The sequence below is a fragment of the Streptomyces sp. 2-1 genome, assembly GCF_048564895.1.
Taxonomy (GTDB): Bacteria; Actinomycetota; Actinomycetes; order Streptomycetales; family Streptomycetaceae; genus Streptomyces; species Streptomyces phaeochromogenes.
The window spans coordinates 10,697,611-10,718,056 of the sequence record NZ_CP183383.1 but is presented as its reverse complement, the minus strand read 5'-3'; the positions used below and the strand labels follow the sequence as shown (position 1 = coordinate 10,718,056).

Here is a 20,446-nt window from a genome sequence, read left to right as displayed (position 1 = left end):
ACCGTGCACATGAGTTCCCGTACTCAAGGTCACCGCGGTGTGGTTCTCTTCCGCGGCGGTGTGGATGGGCCCGTCGGTGTCCATTGCAGGAGGAAGCGCAGGGCCTCCTCGGACGCGGAGTCGGATGCGGTGTAGGCCACCAGCAGCTGGTCGGGGTGGGTGTCGACGGAGAACTGCTGGACGTCGAGGGTCACGGTGCCCGCGACCGGGTGGTGGTAGGTCTTGGTGAGCTGCCTCGCTCCGCGCACCTGGTGGCCGGCCCACCAGGTGCGGAAGTCCGCGTCGCGGACGCTGAGTTCACCGACCAGGGCGGTCAGGCTCCGGTCCTCGGGGCGGCGGCCCGCCTCCATCCGGAGGACGGCGACGCACTCACGTGCGGCGCGTGGCCAGTCCGCGTACAGGGACCGGAAGGTGTCGTCGAGGAAGGTCAGCCGGATCAGGTTGCGCTCAGCCGGCGGCAGCGTGCCGAAGTCGGTCAGCAGGGCAGCCGCTCCCCGGTTCCAGGCCAGTACGTCCATACGCCGGTGCAGCACCATCGCGGGAACGTCGCGCATGCCTTCCAGCAGGCTCCGCAGCCGTGGGGCGACCTCCGGCCGGCCCGACGGCCGCGGGCGGGCGCCGGGGCTCACATCGGCAAGGGTGAACAGGTAGGAGCGTTCGTCCGGGGCGAGCTGCAGCGCGTCGGCGAGCGCGTCCAGGACCGGACGGGAGACCCGGCGGGTGCGGCCCTGCTCCAGCCGGACGACGTAGTCCACGCTCACGTGCGCGAGCTGGGCCAGCTCCTCCCGGCGCAGCCCCGGGACGCGGCGCAGGCGTCCGTCGTCCGGCAGGCCGACGCTGTGCGGGTCGAGGGCCGCGCGGCAGGCGCGCAGAAAACCGCCCAGCTCGTTGCCAGCGGAAGGTTTGCCAGGGTCTTCCATGACTCCAGTGTCCGCAGGATTGCCGCCGCGTGCCTGGTACTGGTCTGCATAGGCAGCACTGTCCCTGGCACCTGCCGCCGGGTGGCGTGACGGTGGTGATCGCGGCCGTCAGATTCTGGGCGGCTGCCGGAGCTCCCCACCGATACGAGCCCACCTCCCCTGTGCAGCTGGAGATCACCATCATGAGGACGAACATCATGAAGACAGACATCACGAGGACGGACGTCACCTTCCTCAGCGCCGGCCTGAAGCTCGCCGGCCACCTCTACGCCCCGGGAGACAGCCCCGGAGACAACCCCTCCGGCGAATCCGCCGGGCCGCGCCCCGCCATCGTCGTCGGACATCCCGGCAGCGGTGTGAAGGAGCAGGCCGCCGGACTGTACGCGCGGCGCCTCGCCGAGCAGGGCTTCGTGACTCTCGCGTACGACGCCGCCTTTCAAGGGGAGAGCGAGGGCACCCCGCGTGGCCTGGAGGACCCGGCCCACCGGATCGAGGACATCAAGGCCGCGGTGTCCTACCTGGCCACTCGCGAGGAGGTCGACGCCGACCGCATCGGGGCTCTGGGCATCTGTGCCTCCGGCGGGTACGTGCTGTCCGCCGCCGCCACCGACCACCGCGTCAAGGCCGTCGGCACCGTCAGTGCCGCCGACATCGCCCGCCAGTTCCGGCTGGGTGCCGACGGCACGCAGGACCCCGCCGTCATCCAGGGCATGCTCGACGCTGCCGCGCACGCCCGTACCGCCGAGGCCCTCGGTGAGGGCGTCCAGAGCTTCCAGCTCTTTCCCGACACCGCCGAGCAGGCCCTCGCCCTGGGCGGCCGGCACGGCGCCGACGGCTTCGAGTACTACTGCACGGACCGCGCCCAGCACCCGCGCTCGGCGAAGTTCCTCACCTGGTCAAGCGTCGACCGGATGGTCTCCTTCGACGCCTTCGGCTTCGTCGACCTGATCTCGCCACGCCCGCTGCTGATGGTCGTCGGACGTGAAGCGGTGACCTCCTGGATGAGCGTCGAGGCGTTCCAGAAGGCCCGCGGCCCGAAGGAACTCCACTGGATCGACGGCGCCCGCCACGTCGACCTGTACGACAAGGACGAGTACGTCACGCCTGCCGTTGCCCGGTTGGCCGACTTCTTCCACACCCGGCTCGCCTCGACGCCCCGAAGCGACACCCACCCCGGGGAACGCACACCGCCGACGCCGACGCCGACGCCGACAGCAGCCTGAGGTCTGCGAGCGCCGCCGACGGACGACCTGGGGCGGTCCCCGCAGGGCCCGCATGACCGAATGTGCCCTCTTGCCTGCGCAGTTGGGCTCCATCACTGTCGTTGGGCACCGCCGTCCACCTGATGACCGCCCATCGTCGGAGATCCCCATGCTGCGGGTGCACTTCACCGCCGAGGACATCGCACATGTACGTGTCGCCGCCGCCCCCGACCCACTGTGGGAGATCGTCAACAGCTTCCAGGCGCTGATCAGGGAGGAGAACGCCCTGGCGTTCGGCGAGTGGCGGCGCATCGTGCGGCCACGGCTGGGTCCGGCGGACGGGCTGCTCGCCGCCCTGCTGCCGCCCCGCGGCTACTTCCCGGACTTCCTCACCCCCGATCTGGGTGGCTCCCTCGGGCTGGAGAGCGCGGTCGACACCGTGCTCGGCACGCCCCGGGCCGACCTGCGCGGCGATCTGGCCACGCTCGCCGCCTCCCCGGCCCGGCCGCGACCGCTGCCGGCCGAGGTCCGCGCCCTCGCCGAGGGCACCCTCGAAGCCCTGCAACGGCTGGGCGCCGCGCTGCACGGATACCACCAGCGGGCGCTCGCCGCCTTCTGGCCGCACATCCGGGCGCAGGTGGACGCCGACCGTGCCGTACGCGCCCGGGCGGTGCTGGGAGACGGAACCGATGGACTCCTGGCGAGCCTCAGGCCCGTACTGCGCTGGCAGCCCCCGGTGCTGGAGGCCGACTATCCGGTCGACCACGAACTGCGGCTCGATGGAAGGGGGTTACTGCTGCAACCGTCCTTCTTCTGCTCCCGACGACCCGTCACTCTCGCCGTACCACTCCCCGACCGCACACCGGTGCTGGTCTACCCGATCCAGCACACGCTCGGCTGGGCGCTGGTGCCCGGCGCCACAGGCCGGGGCTCGGAACCGGGCGCGGGACTGGGCGCGCTGCTCGGCCGTACCCGGGCCGCCATCCTCCAGGACGTCGTGACCGGACGTACGACCGGTGAACTCGCGGAGCGCATCGGGATTTCCGGGGCGGCGGTGAGTCAGCACACGGCCGTGCTGCGGCAGGCCGGACTCCTGCTCAGCGTGCGCCGCGGCAAGCACGTGCTGCACACGATCACTCCCGCGGGGCTCGTCCTCCTCGAAGGTGCGCCGCACCCGCCGCACACGCCGTTGGCCCCCTGACGCCTGACAAACCGACGCCCGACAACTGACGCCTCACGCCTGCCCGTTGACGCCAGGCGTGAGGCGCGAGACGCCTGAGCGGCAGCCTCCGTTTAAGCCACGGCTTCAACGTGTGGCGGCGACGCGCCGGCCGGCGACAGCCTGGCACCACGAACGGGTCACACCGCCACCGGGTGCCTCGTATGTCGCGTCCTGAACAGGGGGATCAACCGAATGCGCAGTATGCATAGCGTGCACGGAGTGCGTGCCAGGCGCTCCGTCCTCGGCCTCATCGGTGCCTTGGCTCTGATGCTGGCCGCTGTCTTCACCGCCGGCCCGGCCCAGGCAGCCGTCGCCTCGGACGACAGCGCGGCCGGCGTGGTCCTGACCGCGCCACCGGCGCCGCAGGACGCGCAGTCGGCGTCGACCCGGGCAGTGGCCGCGAACTCCCCGAGCGTCTCACCGTCCGCCAGCTCCATCCACGTGGCACCCGGCGCCTCCGTCACCTGCTCCAGCGGGAACCTCTGCACAGTGGTCTGGGATCCCACGACGGGCAACTGGGAGGTCTTCTTCCTCTACTCCTGCAACCGGTACTACACGGCGTACTGGGACGGCGCCGGCTCGTACTACGACGCCCAGACCGGAGGCGTCACCTCGTACATCTACGGCCAGAGCGGCAACGTCCTCCACTCCTTCAGGCCCGACTCGGTCCAGCACGCCTACAACTGGACCCCCGTCTGGAGCATCCGCAACTGCTGAGCACGGGTACACGATGACGAACGCCCCGGCGCCGCACTCAGAAGAGTGCCGCGCCGGGGCGGACGTGTCGGAACCGGAACCGCCCGCCGACCAATTACTCGTCGTTCACCCAACGCATGAGCCGTTGCAGCGGATAGAAGCCGTCGTGGGAGAGACCGGGTGGCATGCCCCCCGCCTTCCCGAGCGAGACGACGCGCTGCACACCCGCGCAGGCGAGGGCGTCGCGCAGTTCCGGCTTGCGGGTGTCGGGATACACGCCGACCGTCTGGGTGGCGACCCCGGCGTGCGCGACGGCGTCGGTGAGCGCGGCGACCGGGACGACGTTGACGATCTTTCCGTCCGGGTGGAAGTCGACCGGTTCCGGGGAGCGGATGACGAGGCCTCGGCCGTCGTACACGCCCCACACCCGGTACTCGGGGGCGAGGGACCGCAGTACGTCGATCTCCTCGCGGAGCTCCCCGGCGACCCGAGGGCCGTCGGCCGAGCTGAACTCCCGGGCGACGCCGAGGCGTTCGCACAGCAGCTCGGCGTAGCGGTCGGCGTCCTCCTCGGAGCCCTCGACGAACTGGAAGCGACTGGCCACGCACGCCTGCTGGTTGAAGAACGTGGCGTCCGATGCGGCCGACTCCACTGCCTGCTCCAGAGACTCCTCGGAGGCGAAGGCCTCGCGGCCGATCACCGAGATGGAGGTCTTGGGATCGAAGGAGACCAGCTCGAAGCCGGGGCCGACGTACTTCAGGGCCCCGCGGATGGTGGACTCCCCACCCCAGGCGACCAGCTTGTCGAAGAACTGCGGGCGGAACAGCACGCTTTCCACGGTCTCGTCGCCGCCCCTCCAGTACACGGCGGAGAACGAGCGCACCACTGGGTGACCGGGTGCCACCGAGGCCATCGTGCGCAGGATCGCGGTCGCGGTGAAGAGGTCGTTCGAGGGCAGCTTCAGGAGGTTGACACCCTTGGTGAGGGCGCCGCGTACGACGGACATGGCCGCCACACCGGGCGCGTTGCCCGCGATGATGTGCACCAGGCGCGGCGGGAACGCGCGCGTCGCGGCGATCCGGCCCTCGGGCAGCCGCACCTCGCGCCAGCCGTCGAGTACGTCCGCTCCGCCGAGTTCGTGGTCGATCTGGGCGTGCAGGTTGGTCCGTTGGAAGCTGCGCCACAGCACGGCGTAGGCGCGTTCGAGCACCTCGGCGGGGAGCGGGCTGATCCGGACCATACGGTCCAGTGCTTCGGCGAGCAGCCCTTCCCGGTCTGCCTTGAGTGCCTCGCCGGTCTCCACCAGCAGGTCGACGATCTCCGCGCTGGGCACGTCGAAGGCCGGTCCGGGTTCGGTGCGGGACCACACCAGGCGGTCCAGATCGAGCGCCGGTGCCGTGAAGGCCGAGTCGCCGCGGCCGTGGCCCACGGGCGGGGCCTGGTCGACCTCGCCCCGCACCACGTGCACCACCTCCGTCCGGACCGAGGGGTCGCCCTGCAGCGTCGTACCGCTCATCCGTGGATCATTCCCCTCACATAGGAGTCGAGTGTCGCCGCGCAGGTGATCTTGTCGTCGCCGCCGAGGTCTCCGAAGCGCTGGATGTCCGGCAGGACGGCCGGGCCCGATCTGCCGCACTCGCACGGTGAGAAGTCCACGAAGACCCGGTCGCCGCTGATCAGTCCGCCCCAGCGGCCTTCCAGGGAGACGTCCAGGAAGGCGAACCGCCCTTCCACGACGCCGTGTTCGGGGTTCAGCAGCTTCTCGCCGGCCTGGTCGAGCACCAACGGGATCACCCATGGCGGCACGTGGTAGTTGCCGTGCTCGCAGGCGAGGCAGGAGCCCTGAAGCTCCGTCATGCCGTAACTGCGTACTCGCCGTACGCCCTGGTAGAAGGCGGCGAACTGCTGCTGGTAGTCGTCGGGCAGCGCGCGGCCCTTGTTGCCGCCGCCGCTGAGCACCAGTGTGTCCGGGTGGAGGCCGCCGTCGGGTACGCCCCGGGCGCGCAGGGCCTGGATCAGGGCGAACTGCTGGTTGTTCATCCCGGCGATCAGCAACGGTTCGTCGCGGTGGGCGGCGATGTCGTCGACGATCCGGGTCATGGCCGCGCCCAGTTCCTCCTCGCGGGAGCCGGAAACGGTCTCGAAGGAGCTGATCTCCTGCGGGGTCGCGATGCCCTCCGCCATCCGCCGGCGCAGCAGCGCGCTGCTCATCAGCTCGGACACCCGCATCGGGTCCTCGGTCAGCAGCCGGGTCTCGCCGGGCAGTGCGAAGACGTCCGCATGCCATCGGAAGCCGTCGATGGAGCGCATCGGGCCGCTCGCCGGAGCGAGCAGATAGCCGCGGCGGACGGGATCCGGTGGCAGGGGGTCGGGCCAGCAGGTGAGGTTCTCCAGGATGTCGTGCAGGAACCGGAGGTCGGCGCCGTCGCAGTTGAGGAAGGAGACCTTCCCGGACGTGCCGCTGGTGATGTAGGGGCGGTGGCCGGCGGCGGTGACGCGTTCGGTCCACTCGTCTATGTCGCGTACGCCGTCGACGTCGACGGCGTCCGGTTCGACCACCGACACGGTCGAGTACCAGCGCAGCAGCCGGTCCCAGCGGCCTGCGGTGATGAGGGAGACGGGGTACGACTTGTAGCTGGTGTGCGAAAAGAGGAGGGGCACGAGGTCGTCGAGGCCGGCGACCTCGCGTACGCCGGTCTCCTCCGCCCGGGTGCGCAGCAGCGGGATGCGTTCGCGGTGGGCGGCGAAGGCCTCCCGCGCGGCCTCCAGTTGGAGCTCCGCGATGTCTTCGGCGGGTTGGTCGAAGGTGTCGCCGGACCGGACCAGGGATCGGATCTGCTCGCGTGCGCTTGCCACAGCACCTGCCTCAATCGGTTGTCACAGTTGTCCTGTGCGCGAGGTAGGACGACTCGATCTCGTCCAGGTTCGCGCGCAGTTCCTTCGGGGTCCCGGTCATGACGATCCGGCCGCGGCGCAGCACGTACACGCGGTCGGCGATGTCCAGCACCTTGCGCACGTGCTGTTCGACCAGCAGTGCTCCCAGCCCGCGGTCGGCCGCCTCGCGCACGGCACGCAGGAGGCGGTCGACGACGAGTGGTGCGAGACCGAGGGAGAGTTCGTCGGCGAGGAGCAGCTTCGGCGTGCGGCACAGGGCCCGCGCGAGCGACAGCATCTGCTGCTCTCCGCCCGACAGCATTCCGGCACCGGTCCTGAGCCGCTTCTCCAACTCGGGGAAGAGCGCGAGGGCCCGGTCCGTCGTCACCCGGCCCACGCGCAGGTTGTCGGCGGTGTCGAGACGGGTGAAGACCGCCCGCTCACCGACGTAGGCCAGCCCCTGGCGGGCGCGGCGGTGCAGTGGTGCGTGGCCGGTGCCGCCCAGCCAGCGCACCTCGCCGCTCATCGGGGCCAGTTCTCCCGACAGCACCCGCAGGGTCGTGCTCTTGCCCGCGCCGTTGGGCCCGAGCAGAGCGACGACCTCTCCGGGGCGGACCTCGATGTCGAGGTCGCGCAGTACGGGCACGGTGCCGTAGCCGGCGGACAGTGCGCGGGCTTCGATCAGGGGCTGTCCGGTGTCGTGCACGGACGTTCTCCTTCCTCGGGCTCCAGGGCTCTCGTATGCCGGAGGTCAGCCGGCCGAGCCGCCCGTCAGCACCTTTCGGACGTCGATGAAGGTCGACCCGGACTTGGCCCACTCGATCTTTCCGTCGCGCATGGTCAGTTCGGTGGCGGTGGTGTTGTGTATGCGGTTCAGACCCTTGATCGGCAGAGCTGTCGACTCCGCCCAGGTCAGCGGTGGGGTCAGGCCGCCGGTGTCGATGCCCTTCGTGGTGTTGAGCTCCTCGACCAGGGCCTTGGCCGAGATCGTCGGCAGCTTCTTGGCGGCTTCGGTGAAGACCTTGAACGCCACCCAGGCCGTCGCGTTGGCGCCGTTGGACGTGTCGAGACCGTCGCCCTTGGTGGCTTCGACGAAGTCCTTCCAGGCGGGGTCGGAGGTCGGCGGGTAGTAGCCGGTGATCGCGGCGCCGTTCAGGGGGCTACTGGCGCCACCCGTGCTCTCGGCGAGTTCCGGGGTGAGGTTGCCGACGACACTGCCCAGCTCGGTCTTCGCGCCGGACTGTACGTACGACTTCACGAACAGGTCCGAGTGCGTGCCCAGGATGACGCTCACGCAGTCGGTGCCCTTGGTCGCCGCGGCGACCTGCGGGGCGAGGTCCGTGGCGGTGAGCGGCACCTTGAGGTCCTTGGGCGGCGCTCCTCCGGCGGCGGTCACGCCGAGCGCGAGGAACTTCGAGACGGTGTCGGCGGCGGCGACGTCGTACCGGACGCCGGAGATCTTCTTGCAGCCCTCGTCCACCAGCTGCTTGCCGTGTGCGGCGAACACCACGGGGGTGCCGCCGTTCACCGGGAAGGACATCGGGCTGGAGAACTCGGCCGCCGAGACACCCGTACCGCCGAGGTAGGGGATCCCGGCCTTCTCCAGGATCGGCATGTAGCGGTCTCCGGCGAGGCTGTAGGAGCCGACGACCGCAACCACCTTCTCGGCGACCGCCTTCTGGGCGCAGTTCTCGGCCTCGTCGGCGTCGTTCTTCTCGTTGCAGGTGAGGACCTTGAGCGGGCCCCCCTTGATCCCGCCGTTGTCGTTGATCCACTTCTCGTAGGCCTGGGCCGTCTGCCGGACCCCCGGCTGGGCGCTGCCCTGGGTGTTCTCCGGTGCCCAGACCATCACCTTGACCGTCGCGCCCTTGAGCGAGGACGTGTCGGACGAGCTGCTGGAGGCCTCTCCCCCACATCCGGCGGCCAGTAGGGCTCCGGTCACGGCGAGACAGCTCGCTGTGGCACTTCTGCGTCGTCGTGAGTCGTTCATGGTCCCTCCGCGGGGCTCGCGCCCGTCATGGGCGACGTCGAGATGCCGACAGCATGGAGGGTGCCGTTTGTTTAGTGAAGTACTCTCGGCACAATTATTTAAATAAATACGCTGTCTGGTCTTGTCGGGCGATCCGGCGTTCGCTACTCATGGAGCTCTGAGAAGTAAGGCCCTGGGAGGTTCTTCACGTGGACGACATCCTGCGTTTCGCACTGCTCGGCCTGGGGCTCGGTGCGCTCTACGCGCTCACCGCGCACGGCATCGTGCTGGTCTACCGGGGCTCCGGCGTCCTGAACTTCGCGCACGGCGCGATCGGGATGGCAGGCGCCTATGTGCAGTGGGAGCTGGCCGTCAACCACGGTGTGCCGTACTGGCCCGCCGTCGCCTGCGGGGTGCTCGGGTCCACGGTGCTGGGGGTGCTCACCCATCTGCTGGTGATCCGGCCGCTGCGCAGGGCGTCCTCGCTGGCGCGCCTGGTCGGCACCCTGGCGGTGTTCATCGTGCTCACCGCCGTCGCGGTCAAACGCTACGGCGACAGCGTGCAGCTGGTGCCGGCCAAGCTGCCGTCCGGGCTGGTGGAGATAGCCGGCGCGACGGTCTCCGAGGACCGGATCTGGCTGCTCGGCATCGCCGTCGTCGTCACCGCCGCCCTGCACGCCCTCTACAAGCGCACCCTGTTCGGCCTGGGCACGACCGCGGTCGCGGAGAACCAGGGCGCGGCAGCCTCGCTCGGCTGGTCCGCGGACCTGATCGCCGCCGCCAACTGGGGACTCGGCTCGGCTCTCGCGGGTCTGACGGGCATCCTGATCGTGCCGGTCATCGGCCTGTCGGTGACCGGCCTGACCACCCTGTTGCTGAGCGCGCTGGCCGCCGCGCTGGTCGGCCGGTTCTCGTCGTTCCCCGTCACTCTGGCGGGCGGCCTGGTCATCGGGGTCGTGCAGTCCGAACTGACCCGCTTCGGCTCCGACGTCACGGGGCTCGCCGCGTCGGTGCCCTTCCTCGTCATCGCCCTGATGCTCGTCGCTCGCGGCCGGGCCCTGCCGCTGCGCGGCACGTTCCTGGAGCGGCTGCCGGCCCTGGGCACCGGAAGGGTCCGCCCGGTGCCGCTGGCGCTCGCCGTCGTGACCGGGCTGCTGCTGATCGGGCTGTCCTCGCCGCTGTGGGCCGACGCGATCACCAACACCCTGGTGCTCTCGCTGATCATCCTGTCGATCATCGTGGTCACCGGGTACGCGGGACAGGTCTCCCTCGCGGCGTACGCCCTCGCCGGGACCGGCGCCTTCATCGCCGGGCACGCGGCGGCCGACTGGGGCTGGCCCTTCGAACTCGCCCTGCTCGCAGGCGTGTTGGGCACGGTTCCGATCGGCTTGCTCTTCGCCCTTCCCGCCGTGCGCACCCGCGGGGTCAACCTCGCGATCATCACGCTCGGGCTCGGCACCACGCTGGAGACGATGGTCTTCCAGAACACCGACCTGTCCACGACACCGGGCAGCGACGGCATCGCGGTGGGCAAGCAGACACTCTTCGGGATCGACATCTCCGGCGTCGACCATCCGCAGCGGTACGCGGCCGTCGTACTGGTGATGTTCGTGGCCGCCACCCTCGTGGTCGCCAACGTCCGGCGCAGCAGAACCGGCCGCCGGCTCATCGCGGTGCGGGCGAACGAGCGGGCCGCGGCGGCCCTCGGCATCGACGTCCGCGCGGCCAAGCTCTACGCCTTCGGCCTGTCCGCGGCCATCGCCGCGCTCGCCGGAGTGCTCACCGGCTTCCGCTCGACCTCGGTGGTCTTCGCCGACTTCGCGAGCTTCGAGTCCATCACCGCACTCGGGCTCGCGGTCATCGGCGGCGTCGGCTTCCTCGTCGGACCGCTCTTCGCCGCCACCTTCGCCGCGGGCACGGTCGGCGCCCGCTTCGGAGATCTCGTACTGCCCGGGCTCAGCGAGTGGATGCCGCTGATCGGCGGGATCATCCTGGTGCTGACCCTGGTGGGCAACCAGGACGGCATCGGACGGGAACTCGGCAAGCAGGCATCGGCAGCCGAGCGCAGACTGCTCTCGAAGCGAGGCCCGAAGCACGCCGGCGTCGCGCAGGGCTCGGCAGAGGCAGCGACCGATGGCGACGAGCCGGTTGCACCAGACCTACATCACGCAGCACCGTCCCAGGCCGCCCACCGCACCCCCGGACTCCCCCTGCACGTACGGGACCTGACCGTGCGGTACGGCGGGGTCGTCGCCGTGGACGGCCTCTCCTTCGACATCGAGCCGGGCCGGGTCGTGGGTCTCATCGGTCCCAACGGCGCGGGCAAGACCTCCGCCATCGACGCCGTCACCGGCTTCACCCGGGCGGCGTCCGGAAGTGTCCGCCTTGGCGACCGGGACGTGACCCGCCTGCCGGTGCACCGACGGGCCGGAGCCGGGCTGAGCCGGTCCTTCCAGTCACTTGAGCTGTTCGAGGACATGAGCGTCCTGGACAACCTGTACGCGGCCTGCGACCGGCCCGGACCGTGGGCGTACCTCAAGGACCTGGTGCGCCCCGGCAGCCGCCCGCTGCCCGCCCATGTCCTCGTCGCCATAAGGGAGTTCGGGCTGGAGAACGCCCTGGACCGACCGGTGGGCGACCTGTCGTACGGCGAGCGGCGGCTGCTGGCCATCGCCCGCGCGGTGGCGACCTCGCCGTCCGTCCTGCTGCTCGACGAACCGGCCGCGGGGCTGTCGGACGACGAGTCCCGGGAGCTGGCCCACCTGGTCCGGCGGCTCGCCGAGGACTGGGGCATGGGTGTGCTGCTCGTGGAGCACGACGTCGACATGGTCATGAGCGTCTGCGACGAGGTCGTCGTCCTCGACTTCGGCCACCGGATCTGCGTCGGCACGCCGGAGGAGGTACGCGGCGATCCGGCGGTCAGGGCGGCCTACCTGGGCGACCTGGCACCCGAAGAGGCCGTGGAGGGCGCCCTGTAAGGGGCGCGGGGGCTGTATCGATCCGCGGCTTCGCCGCGGGGCGATAAGCCCCCACCGGCCCGCAGCAAACGGACCACATGTCCAGCGCGGAGCGCTACGCGTCCCGCAGGTCCGCCACATACGGCTGGTGGGCCAGCAGGCCCCCGTCCACGCGCAGGGTGTGCCCGGTGATGAAGGCGGACTCGTCGGAGGCGAGGAAGACGACCGCGGACGCGACGTCCTCCGGCTCGCCCAGACGCGGCGTGAGGTGATGACGGAGCATCGCCTCACGGATCGCGCCGTGCGCCGAGCCGGAGCTGGCCGGCGTGACGATGAAGCCCGGCGCGATGGCGTTGCAGCGCACGCCCTGCTTGCCGTACTGGGTGGCGACGTACTGCGTGAGGTTGATGAGCGCCGCCTTCGAGGCGCCGTACGCGGGATTGCGCAGGTCGCCCGCGAGCCCGGCCCCGGAGGAGGTGTTGATGATCGAACCGCCGCCGCGCGCGACCATGTGCGGGACCGCGGCCTGGATGGCGACCATGGTCCCGCGGAGGTTGATGCGCATGGTGTCGTCCCAGACCGCGGGATCGGCCTCCACGACGGCGAGGTCCTTGCGGGCGGCCAGGTGGGTGGCCGCCGCGTTGTTGTGCAGGACGTCGAGTCCGCCGTACGTCTGGATCGCCGCGTCCACCATGGCCCGTACGCTCTCGATGTCGCCGAGGTCGACCGGGACCGCGGTCGCGGAACCTCCGGCGGCACGGATCTCCTCGGTGACCGCCTTGGCGCCGTCGAGGTTCAGGTCGGCCACGACCGTGTGCGCGCCCTCGGCCGCCACGCGGCGTGCGGTGGCGGCGCCGATGCCGGACGCGGCTCCGGTGACAATCGCGATCTTGTCGTCCAGTCGTCCCATGACCGAACCGCCTTTCTCAATCGGTGAGTTGGTTTCCGACCACCGACACGAAGGAGACGCATTCGCCCGGTCCGCCGCCCAGGTTGTGCGTGAGGGCGAGCGAAGGTCCCTCGGCCGGCGTCCGGACCGTGCGCTCCGGCGGTGCCTCGCCCCGCAGTTGGAGCCAGGCCTCGAACATCATGCGCAGGCCCGACGCTCCGATGGGGTGACCGAAGGCCTTGAGTCCCCCGTCCGGGTTGACCGGCAGTGAGCCGTCCAGGTCGAAGGCCCCGCTGGTGACGTCCTTCCAGGCCTGGCCGCGCTCGGAGAAGCCCAGGTCCTCCATCAGCACCAACTCCGTTGGTGTGAAGCAGTCGTGGACCTCGGCGAGCGCGATCTCGGCGCGCGGGTCGGTGATGCCTGCCTGCCGGTAGGCCTCCTGGGCGGACGCGACGACCTCGGGGAACGTGGTGAAGTCGTACTCCGGATCGAGCAGCCCGTCCGCCGGACCGGCGACGAAGGACAGCGCCTTCACGAAGATGGGCCTGTCGGTGTACTTGTAGGCGTCCTCGGCCCGCACGACGATCGCCGCGGCCGAGCCGTCGGAGACCCCGGAGCAGTCGAACACACCGAGCATCCCCGCGACGATCGGCGCCGACCTGATGCGCTCGAGCGGCACCTCCTTGCGGAACTGGGCGCGGGGGTTGCGGGCGCCGTTGACATGGTTCTTCCAGGCGATACGGGTGATGACGTCCTTCAACTCCTCTTCCGACAGGCCGTACTTGACGGCGTAGGCGGGGGCGAGGAGGGAGAAGTTCGCGGGGGCGGTGATCTCGCCGCGGCTGTCGTCGCCCGCACCCGGCATGGTGGTGCCCGAGAGCCCGGACATGCCGGAGTCCTTGAGCTTCTCCACGCCGACCGCCATGGCCACGTCGTACGCGCCGGAGGCGACGGCGTAACAGGCGTTGCGCAGGGCCTCGGAGCCGGTGGCGCACATGTTCTCCAGGCGGGTGACCGGCTTGTACTGCAGGTGGAGCGGCCTGCTGAGGGTCAGCCCGGAGACGCCGGACGCCTGGGTGCCGAGCCAGAACGCGTCGATGTCGTCGAGGGTGATGCCGGCCGAGGTGACGGCCTCGCCGACGGCGTCGATCAGCAGATCGTCGGCCGAGCGGGTCCAGTGTTCGCCGAAGGTCGTGCAGCCCATGCCGACGATCGCGACCCGGTCCCGGATTCCGTGCGAGCTCATCCGTGTGTCTCCTCGGTCTGGTCGGTGTCGCCCGTGCGCACCGGCCGGGCCTTCCAGAAGTAGTTGTGGACTCCGGACGCGGTGACCGTGCGCCGGAACGTCATCTCCACCCGGGCGCCGATGACGGCGTCGGCCTCGGTGGCGTCGGTCAGCTGGCAGCGGAACCGGCCACCGCCGTCGTAGTCGACGACCACGACGAGCATCGGCGGACTCGGCGTGTGGGCCAGGCGGTCCACGGTGAACGTGGCGACGGTGCCGCGTACATGCTCCATCGGCTCGTCGGTCATGGCATCGACGCTCCGGCAGGAGACGCACACCCGGTCCGGCGGCAGATGCCGGGTGCCGCACTTCTCGCAGCGCGAGGCGACGAAGCCGTACTTCCAGCCGCCCCGGCGGTGCGCGGGCGGGGCGTAGGGCGGCTCGGGGTCCGGCCGGCGGGGCGGCTCCCGGTCGAGGAGACCTCGCCAGGAGAGGTACGTGGCGTACGGCACCGGGGCGCTGCCCGCGGCGATCTGGGCGGCGACCGGGCGGGCGCCGCGGTGCGTGGTCAGCGCCTCGGTGGTGCGCAGGAGGAGGACTCCGGCGCCGTCGCCGAGAACGACCAGCGCGATGGTCTCGCCGGGGCGGGCACGGTCGAGGACGTCGGCGAGGAGCAGGCCGGGCTGGGCGGTGCCCGCGTTGCCGATCGCCCCGGTGAGGTCCGGGGTCACCGCCTCGGGGCGCACACCTGCCGTGCGCCGCACGGTCGCACAGGCCCGCGCGTGCAGTCCGGAGACCACGAAGTGGTCGATCGCGCCGATGTCCAGGCCCGCCTGGTCGAGTGCGGCGCCGAGCGCCTTGCCCGCCAGGGTCACGTAGATCTCCTCGGCGAACCGCTCCTCCCAGACGCGGGAGTTGGGCGAGCCGGGCAGCCGCCAGCGTTCGAGGATCTCGTCGCTCACGGTGTCGTGGGCGAGCAGCTCCGCGATGACGGGCGCCCCGTTGCGGTGGCCGCCGAACGCGAACGCCGCGGCGCCGTCGCCGCCCGCGGCCTCGTCGGCGGAGCCGGGCAGCCCGGTCCGCAGGTCGGAGAGGACCGCCAGGGTCGGGACGGGGGAACGGGCGGCGGTCACCAGGGCGCCGAGGCCGGAGCGTACGGAGCCGGCCATGTCGGCGGCGAGGACGTGCTCGTCGAGGCCGAGTGCGGCGTGCACGGCGGTCGCGTTCGTCTTGTCGAGGTAGGCGGGCGCGGCGGTGGCGAGGAAGAGCTGGCCGATGCGGGGGCGGAGGCCGTCGAGGGCCAGGGCCCCACGGGCTGCCTCGACGGCCATGGAGGTGGTGTCCTCGTCGTAGCCCGCGACCGCCCGGGTTCCCTTGCCCGCCTTGGTGCCCAGTACCGCGGCGACATCCGTTCGCGCCAGGCGGTGGTACGGCACGTACGCGCCATATGCGATCAGTCCGGCCATCAGCGTCCTCCAGGAGCGTTGAGCGCGTTGTGTGCGTGCGTCGGCCGTTCGAAGACCGCGGCCAGGCCCTGCCCGCCGCCGAGGCACATGGTCTCCAGGCCGTAGCGGGCCCCTCGGCGGTCCAGTTCGCGCAGCAGGGTGGCGAGGATGCGGCCGCCGGTGGCTCCGACGGGGTGGCCCAGCGAGATACCGGAGCCGTTGACGTTGAACCGGTCGAAGTCGGCCTCGGTCAGGGCCCATTCACGGGTGCAGGCGAGGACCTGGGCGGCGAAGGCCTCGTTGAGTTCGATCAGGTCCATGTCGGCGAGCTTCAGTCCCGCCCGTTCCAGCGCCCTGGCCGTGGCGGGCACCGGTCCGATGCCCATCGTCTCGGGCGGCACGCCCACGACGGCCCAGGAGACCAGGCGGCCGAGCGGGCGCAGGCCCAGTTCGGCCGCGCGCTCGGGATGGGTGACGACACAGATCGAGGCGCCGTCGTTCTGTCCGCTGGCGTTCCCGGCGGTGACGGTCGCCTCGGGGTCCTGCCGTCCGAGTACGGGACGGAGCGAGGCCAGTTTCTCCAACGACGAGCCGGGGCGCGGGTGTTCGTCGGTGTCGACGACCGTCTCGCCCTTCCGGGTCCGTACGGTGACGGGGACGATCTCGTCGGCGAACCGGCCCTCCCGCTGGGCCGCGACGGCCTTCTCGTGCGAGCTCTGGGCGAGCCGGTCCTGCTCCTCACGGGGGATGCCGTACGCGCGCCGCAGGTTCTCGGCCGTCTCCAACATGCCACCGGGAACAGGGTGGTTGACACCGCCGGAGGTGACCCGGCCGCGGGCCAGCCGGTCGTGCAGCGTGGTGCCCGCGCCACGTACTCCCCAGCGCACATCGGTGGTGTAGAACTCGGCCTGGCTCATGGACTCGACGCCACCCGCCAGCACCAGGTCGCTCGCGCCGGTCTGCACCTGCATCGCCGCAGTGATGATCGCCTGCAGCCCGGAGCCGCAGCGGCGGTCGATCTGGAGCCCCGGCACCTCCACGGGCAGACCGGCGTCCAGGGCGGCCACGCGGCCGATGGCGGGGGCCTCGCCGTTGGGGTAGCACTGGCCGAGCAGAACGTCGTCGACGGCGGCGGGCGGTACGCCGGTGCGTTCCAGCACGGCGCGTACGACCGTGGCCGCGAGCTCGGCCGCCGTCACATCGCGGAAGACGCCTCCGTAGCCGCCGACCGGGGTACGCAGGGGTTCGCAGATCACCGCGTCACGCAAGAGGGCGGGCATCCGTCGTGCCTTTCATGAGAGGTACGGGTCGGGCGGGGAGCGGGGTCACATGTACCGGCCGCCGGTCACCTCGACCACGGCTCCGGTGATGTAGCTCGCCATGTCGGAGGCGAGGAAGAGGACGACCTGGGCGACCTCGGCGGGTTCGCCCGCGCGCGCCATGGGGATCTCGGCGAGTTTCGCGTCCCAGGCGGCCTGGGGCATCGCCTCGGTCATCGCGGTGCGGATGAGGCCGGGCTGTACGGCGTTGACGCGGATGCCGGCCCGGGCCAGTTCCTTGGCGGACGCCTTGGTGAGGCCGACGAGTCCGGCCTTGGCCGCGCTGTAGTTGGTCTGCCCGAAGTTGCCGACCTTGCCGGCGATGGAGGAGATGTTGACGATGCTGCCGCCCTGTCCGTGGGCGCGCATGGCCTCGGCGGCGTACCGGGTTCCGTTCCAGGCTCCGGCGAGGTGGACGTCGACGACTGCGCGGAAGTCGGCGAGGGCCATCTTGCGCAGGGTCGCGTCGCGGGTGATCCCGGCGTTGTTGACCATGACGCCGACCGGTCCGAACACGTCGGTGCCGTGGGCGACGAGAGCGGCGACCTCGTCCTCGTCGGTGACGTCGCAGCGCAGCGAGGTGGCGGCCACGCCGTTCTTGGCGAGACGCTCGGCGGCCTGCGCCGCGGCGTCCTCGTCGATGTCGCCGATGACGACGGACGCGCCCGCACCGCCCAGCACGCCGGCGATCTCGAATCCGATGCCCTGTGCGCCGCCGGTGATCACCGCGTTCCGGCCGTCCAGCAGTCCCATGTCAGCCCGCCCTGGCTCGTGGCTATTCCTCTTAAATAGATAACCTATTACACTGAAACAATCAATACCGCGATGGGGCGGCCGAGCGCAGGAGGCACTGCAGGTGGACATCACCTATCCCCCGGAGACCGAGGCGTTCCGCACCGAGGTCAAGGCGTTCCTCGCCGATGCCCTGCCCACCGACTGGAAGGGCATCGGCGCCCTGGACGAGGAGGCCGCATGGACCTTCGCCCGCGACTGGCGGCGACGGCTCGCCGAGCACGGCTATCTCTCGCTCACCTGGCCCGAGGAGTTCGGCGGCCGCGGCCTGTCCAAGCTCCACCAGGTCGTCCTAGTGGAGGAACTGGCCCTGGCGGGCGTGCCGTTCGGTCTGCCGCAGGACACCTTCGGCGTGAAGATGCTGGCGAACACGCTTCTGCGCTGGGGTACGGAGGAGCAGAAGAGTCACTTCCTGCCGCGCATCCTCAGCGGCGAGGACACCTGGTGCCAGGGCTACTCGGAGCCGGACGCAGGCTCGGACCTCGCCTCCCTCAGGACGCGCGCGGTACGTGACGGTGGGGAGTGGGTGATCGACGGACAGAAGGTGTGGACCTCCGGCGCCCACCACAGCGACTGGATCTTCGTCCTGGCCCGCACCGACCCGGACGCCTCCAAGCACCGCGGCATCTCGTTCCTCCTCGTGCCGCTCGACCAACCCGGCGTCGAGGTACGGCCGTTCCGCATGATGAGCGGCCAGCTTCACTTCAACGAGGTCTTCTTCAACGGTGCCCGCACCCGGGCCGACCTCGTCGTGGGCGGTGTCGACAACGGCTGGACGGTCGCGCAGAGTCTGCTGGGCGTGGAGCGCGGAGAGGAGGCTGCGACCAATCCGATCCTCTTCCGGGCCGAGGTCGAGCGTCTCGTCGAGCTGGCCCGCCTCTACGGCAAGGACCAGGACCCGGTGATCCGGCAGCGGATCGCCTGGTGCTGGTCCAAGGTCGAGATCATGCGCTTCCTCGGCTACCGGATCCTCACCGGTTGGCTCAAGGGCGCCGAGTCCGGCCCCGAGACGTCGATCGCCAAGCTGTACTGGAGCGAATACCACACCAAGGTCACCGACCTGGCGATGGACATCATGGGCCTCCACGGCCAGGTTCCCGTCGGACGGCCGCCCCTGCGCACGTATCGCACCGACGATCCCGGCGCCGCGAACTCCTCTGCGTCCTGGTCGACGACCTACCTGATCGCCCTCTCCGGAACGATCTACGCCGGGACGTCCCAGGTGCAGCGGAACATCCTCGCGGAAAAGGTGCTCGGGTTGCCGCGCGAGCCGAGGGTTTGATCTCGCCCCCGCCGCCCCTACCCGTCCCGTCCCTGGGGGCTGCCGCCCCCAGACCCCCGCATCGGCCTGAACGGCCTCGTCCTCAAACGCCGGACGGGCTGAAGGTGTCGGCCCGGGCCGGGAAAATCCAGCCCCTCCGGCGTTTGAGGAGCGAGCGTTCGGGGGCGGAGCCCCCGAGTAGTGACGGGAATGGGTAGGGGCGGCGGGGGCGGAAACAAACCACCTACTCCCCTCCGAACGCCTCCACCCCCGGAACCGGCCGGGGGCCGGTGCCCGGAAGCCACCCCGCGTCGAGTTTCCGCAGCCCCACCCCGCCCGGCGCCCAGATATGGCAACTGTTCAGCACTCCCGCCGCGGAGCGCGGATCGTGGGACGGCTCACCGGCGTCACGGCGGCGCGCGTTGACCGAGATGGCCGCCTGGACGACGGCGGGGCCGAGGGCGCGGGCCAACTCGTAGAGGTGGGAGCAGCCGGACACACCTCGGAACCGCTCCTGGATCGCCCGGTTGTATCCGGCGGCGACGCTCAGCCCGACGAGCCCGTCGAAGACAGGGGTGATCAGCGGGCACTCGGCGTGCGGGAAGGTGCGCATGTCCGCGTCGGCGTGCACGACGACCATGTCCGCGAGGCGGACACGCACTTCGAGCACCATCCGGTGGACGACATGGGCCGGGGACTCCACCCGAGGCCGCTCGTCGCGCAGCACCGCCTCGACCGAGATCTCGCCACCGCCCTCCTCCTCGTATGCGGTCACGGTGATCGTGCGGCAGTGCAGCGGCAGTTCGGCTCGTGTCATGACGAGGCCTCCTCCCGGAGCGGCGCGGGCGGCGCCCCGAGCGCCGCGAACTCCGGCCGCCGACGCTCGATGAAGCTGCGTACGCCTTCGCGGTAGTCCGGCGCCCGCTTCGCCGTGGCGAGCAGCGCGGCCGCACTGTCGCGGCTCTCGGTGAAGCTCCTCGACTGGTCGTCGGCGAGTTGCCGCTTGATGAGGGACATCGCGTACGGGCTGACCGAGGAGGCAAGCCGGGTCGCGTACGCGATCGCTGTCGGGAGCAGGTCCGCCGGCTCGACGAGACGGTTGACCATGCCCATCGCCAGGGCCTCCGTACCGGTGATCCGGCGTGAGGACAGCAGCAGATCGCTCGCGTTCCCGTATCCGACAAGCCGGGGCAGGAGCCACGACACGCCGTCCTCGGCCACCAGCCCGCGCGCGCTGAAGGCGGCGGCGAACTTGGCGTCCGGTACGGCGAACCGCACGTCGCACATCAACGCCTGGTTGAATCCGATGCCGGCACAGGCGCCGTTGACGGCCGCCACGAGGGGTTTCGGGAAGGACATGGGCCGGGTGCGTGGCGGCAGACGGTCGGTCGGCCACGGGCTCGCGCCGGAGGACGCCCCGTCCAGCACGCTCATGTCCATGCCGGGGCAGAAGCTGCGCCCCGCCCCCGTCAGTACGACGGCACGGACCGCCGGATCCGCCTCGGCGCGGTCGAAGAGCTCGTTGTAGAGCAGCTCCATCTCCAGCGTCCAGGCGTTGTGCCGTTCGGGCCGGTTCAGGGTGAGGAGCATGACCCCGTCGTCGGTCAGCTCGGTGAGGATCACCGGGGTCGGGTTCTCGGTCATCGAGGTCACTCCCACGGGCCCGCGTCGGGTT

17 protein-coding genes are annotated in these 20,446 nt (G+C 70.9%); 5 read left to right on the top strand and 12 right to left on the bottom strand.

Annotation, left to right across the window (positions count from 1 at the left end; genetic code table 11):
• Window positions 1–29 precede the first annotated feature (29 nt).
• On the bottom strand, window positions 30–920 hold the full coding sequence (locus ACN20J_RS46820) for a helix-turn-helix transcriptional regulator (protein WP_419668448.1): 891 nt from the start codon (window positions 918–920) through the stop codon (window positions 30–32).
• Between the two features lie 209 nt (window positions 921–1,129).
• On the opposite strand from ACN20J_RS46820, the gene ACN20J_RS46815 reads away from it, so the two are divergent.
• The 3 genes from ACN20J_RS46815 to ACN20J_RS46805 all read left to right on the top strand — a co-directional run bounded on the left by ACN20J_RS46815 (window position 1,130) and on the right by ACN20J_RS46805 (window position 4,061).
• On the top strand, window positions 1,130–2,143 hold the full coding sequence (locus tag ACN20J_RS46815; protein ID WP_419669081.1) for an alpha/beta hydrolase: 1,014 nt from the start codon (window positions 1,130–1,132) through the stop codon (window positions 2,141–2,143).
• Window positions 2,144–2,291: 148 nt separating this feature from the next.
• Complete coding sequence (locus ACN20J_RS46810) at window positions 2,292–3,323, top strand: ArsR/SmtB family transcription factor (RefSeq protein WP_419668447.1); 1,032 nt, start codon at window positions 2,292–2,294, stop codon at window positions 3,321–3,323.
• Between the two features lie 213 nt (window positions 3,324–3,536).
• Window positions 3,537–4,061 (top strand): hypothetical protein, encoded by a 525-nt coding sequence (locus ACN20J_RS46805; protein ID WP_362295133.1) that lies wholly within the window; start codon window positions 3,537–3,539, stop codon window positions 4,059–4,061.
• Window positions 4,062–4,155: 94 nt separating this feature from the next.
• Here the strand turns inward: ACN20J_RS46805 and ACN20J_RS46800 are convergent, their stop codons facing one another.
• From ACN20J_RS46800 to ACN20J_RS46785, 4 genes are read right to left on the bottom strand one after another with little or no spacing between them, the layout of a single operon-like run.
• On the bottom strand, window positions 4,156–5,556 hold the full coding sequence (locus ACN20J_RS46800; RefSeq protein WP_419668446.1) for an acyl-CoA reductase: 1,401 nt from the start codon (window positions 5,554–5,556) through the stop codon (window positions 4,156–4,158).
• Window positions 5,553–6,896: a hypothetical protein gene (locus tag ACN20J_RS46795; protein ID WP_419668445.1), complete on the bottom strand. Its 1,344-nt coding sequence runs from the start codon at window positions 6,894–6,896 to the stop codon at window positions 5,553–5,555. The genes ACN20J_RS46800 and ACN20J_RS46795 overlap by 4 nt, the downstream gene beginning before the upstream one ends.
• A 10-nt stretch (window positions 6,897–6,906) precedes the next feature.
• Window positions 6,907–7,620 (bottom strand): ABC transporter ATP-binding protein, encoded by a 714-nt coding sequence (locus ACN20J_RS46790; RefSeq protein ID WP_361912797.1) that lies wholly within the window; start codon window positions 7,618–7,620, stop codon window positions 6,907–6,909.
• 45 nt (window positions 7,621–7,665) lie between these two features.
• Window positions 7,666–8,904: an ABC transporter substrate-binding protein gene (locus tag ACN20J_RS46785; RefSeq protein ID WP_189842893.1), complete on the bottom strand. Its 1,239-nt coding sequence runs from the start codon at window positions 8,902–8,904 to the stop codon at window positions 7,666–7,668.
• Between the two features lie 188 nt (window positions 8,905–9,092).
• On the opposite strand from ACN20J_RS46785, the gene ACN20J_RS46780 reads away from it, so the two are divergent.
• Window positions 9,093–11,861, top strand: coding sequence for an ABC transporter permease subunit (locus tag ACN20J_RS46780; protein WP_419668444.1), 2,769 nt, complete (start codon window positions 9,093–9,095; stop codon window positions 11,859–11,861).
• Between the two features lie 94 nt (window positions 11,862–11,955).
• On the opposite strand, the gene ACN20J_RS46775 is transcribed toward ACN20J_RS46780, so the two are convergent.
• Genes ACN20J_RS46775 through fabG form a run of 5 tightly spaced genes read right to left on the bottom strand, consistent with a single transcriptional unit; the run spans window position 11,956 to window position 17,471 of the window.
• Window positions 11,956–12,750, bottom strand: coding sequence for an SDR family NAD(P)-dependent oxidoreductase (locus ACN20J_RS46775; RefSeq protein WP_055617252.1), 795 nt, complete (start codon window positions 12,748–12,750; stop codon window positions 11,956–11,958).
• Between the two features lie 16 nt (window positions 12,751–12,766).
• Entirely contained in the window at window positions 12,767–13,975 is a 1,209-nt protein-coding gene (locus tag ACN20J_RS46770) for an acetyl-CoA acetyltransferase (RefSeq protein WP_419668443.1), read from the bottom strand.
• Complete coding sequence (locus ACN20J_RS46765) at window positions 13,972–15,420, bottom strand: OB-fold domain-containing protein (RefSeq protein WP_419668442.1); 1,449 nt, start codon at window positions 15,418–15,420, stop codon at window positions 13,972–13,974. The genes ACN20J_RS46770 and ACN20J_RS46765 overlap by 4 nt, the downstream gene beginning before the upstream one ends.
• A complete protein-coding gene (locus ACN20J_RS46760; protein WP_419668441.1) occupies window positions 15,420–16,679 on the bottom strand; it encodes an acetyl-CoA C-acetyltransferase in 1,260 nt (419 codons plus the stop codon). Before ACN20J_RS46760 ends, ACN20J_RS46765 begins: the two co-directional genes overlap by 1 nt.
• Window positions 16,680–16,724: 45 nt before the next feature.
• The gene (gene fabG / locus ACN20J_RS46755; RefSeq protein WP_419668440.1) at window positions 16,725–17,471 is read right to left on the bottom strand and encodes a 3-oxoacyl-ACP reductase FabG; all 747 of its coding nucleotides are present in this window, start codon (window positions 17,469–17,471) and stop codon (window positions 16,725–16,727) included.
• A 103-nt stretch (window positions 17,472–17,574) separates the two neighbouring features.
• On the opposite strand from fabG, the gene ACN20J_RS46750 reads away from it, so the two are divergent.
• Entirely contained in the window at window positions 17,575–18,792 is a 1,218-nt protein-coding gene (locus ACN20J_RS46750; protein WP_419668439.1) for an acyl-CoA dehydrogenase family protein, read from the top strand.
• A 223-nt stretch (window positions 18,793–19,015) separates the two neighbouring features.
• Here the strand turns inward: ACN20J_RS46750 and ACN20J_RS46745 are convergent, their stop codons facing one another.
• Window positions 19,016–19,588: a DUF2889 domain-containing protein gene (locus ACN20J_RS46745; RefSeq protein ID WP_419668438.1), complete on the bottom strand. Its 573-nt coding sequence runs from the start codon at window positions 19,586–19,588 to the stop codon at window positions 19,016–19,018.
• On the bottom strand, window positions 19,585–20,415 hold the full coding sequence (locus ACN20J_RS46740) for an enoyl-CoA hydratase-related protein (protein WP_419668437.1): 831 nt from the start codon (window positions 20,413–20,415) through the stop codon (window positions 19,585–19,587). Before ACN20J_RS46740 ends, ACN20J_RS46745 begins: the two co-directional genes overlap by 4 nt.
• Between the last annotated feature and the right edge of the window lie 31 nt (window positions 20,416–20,446).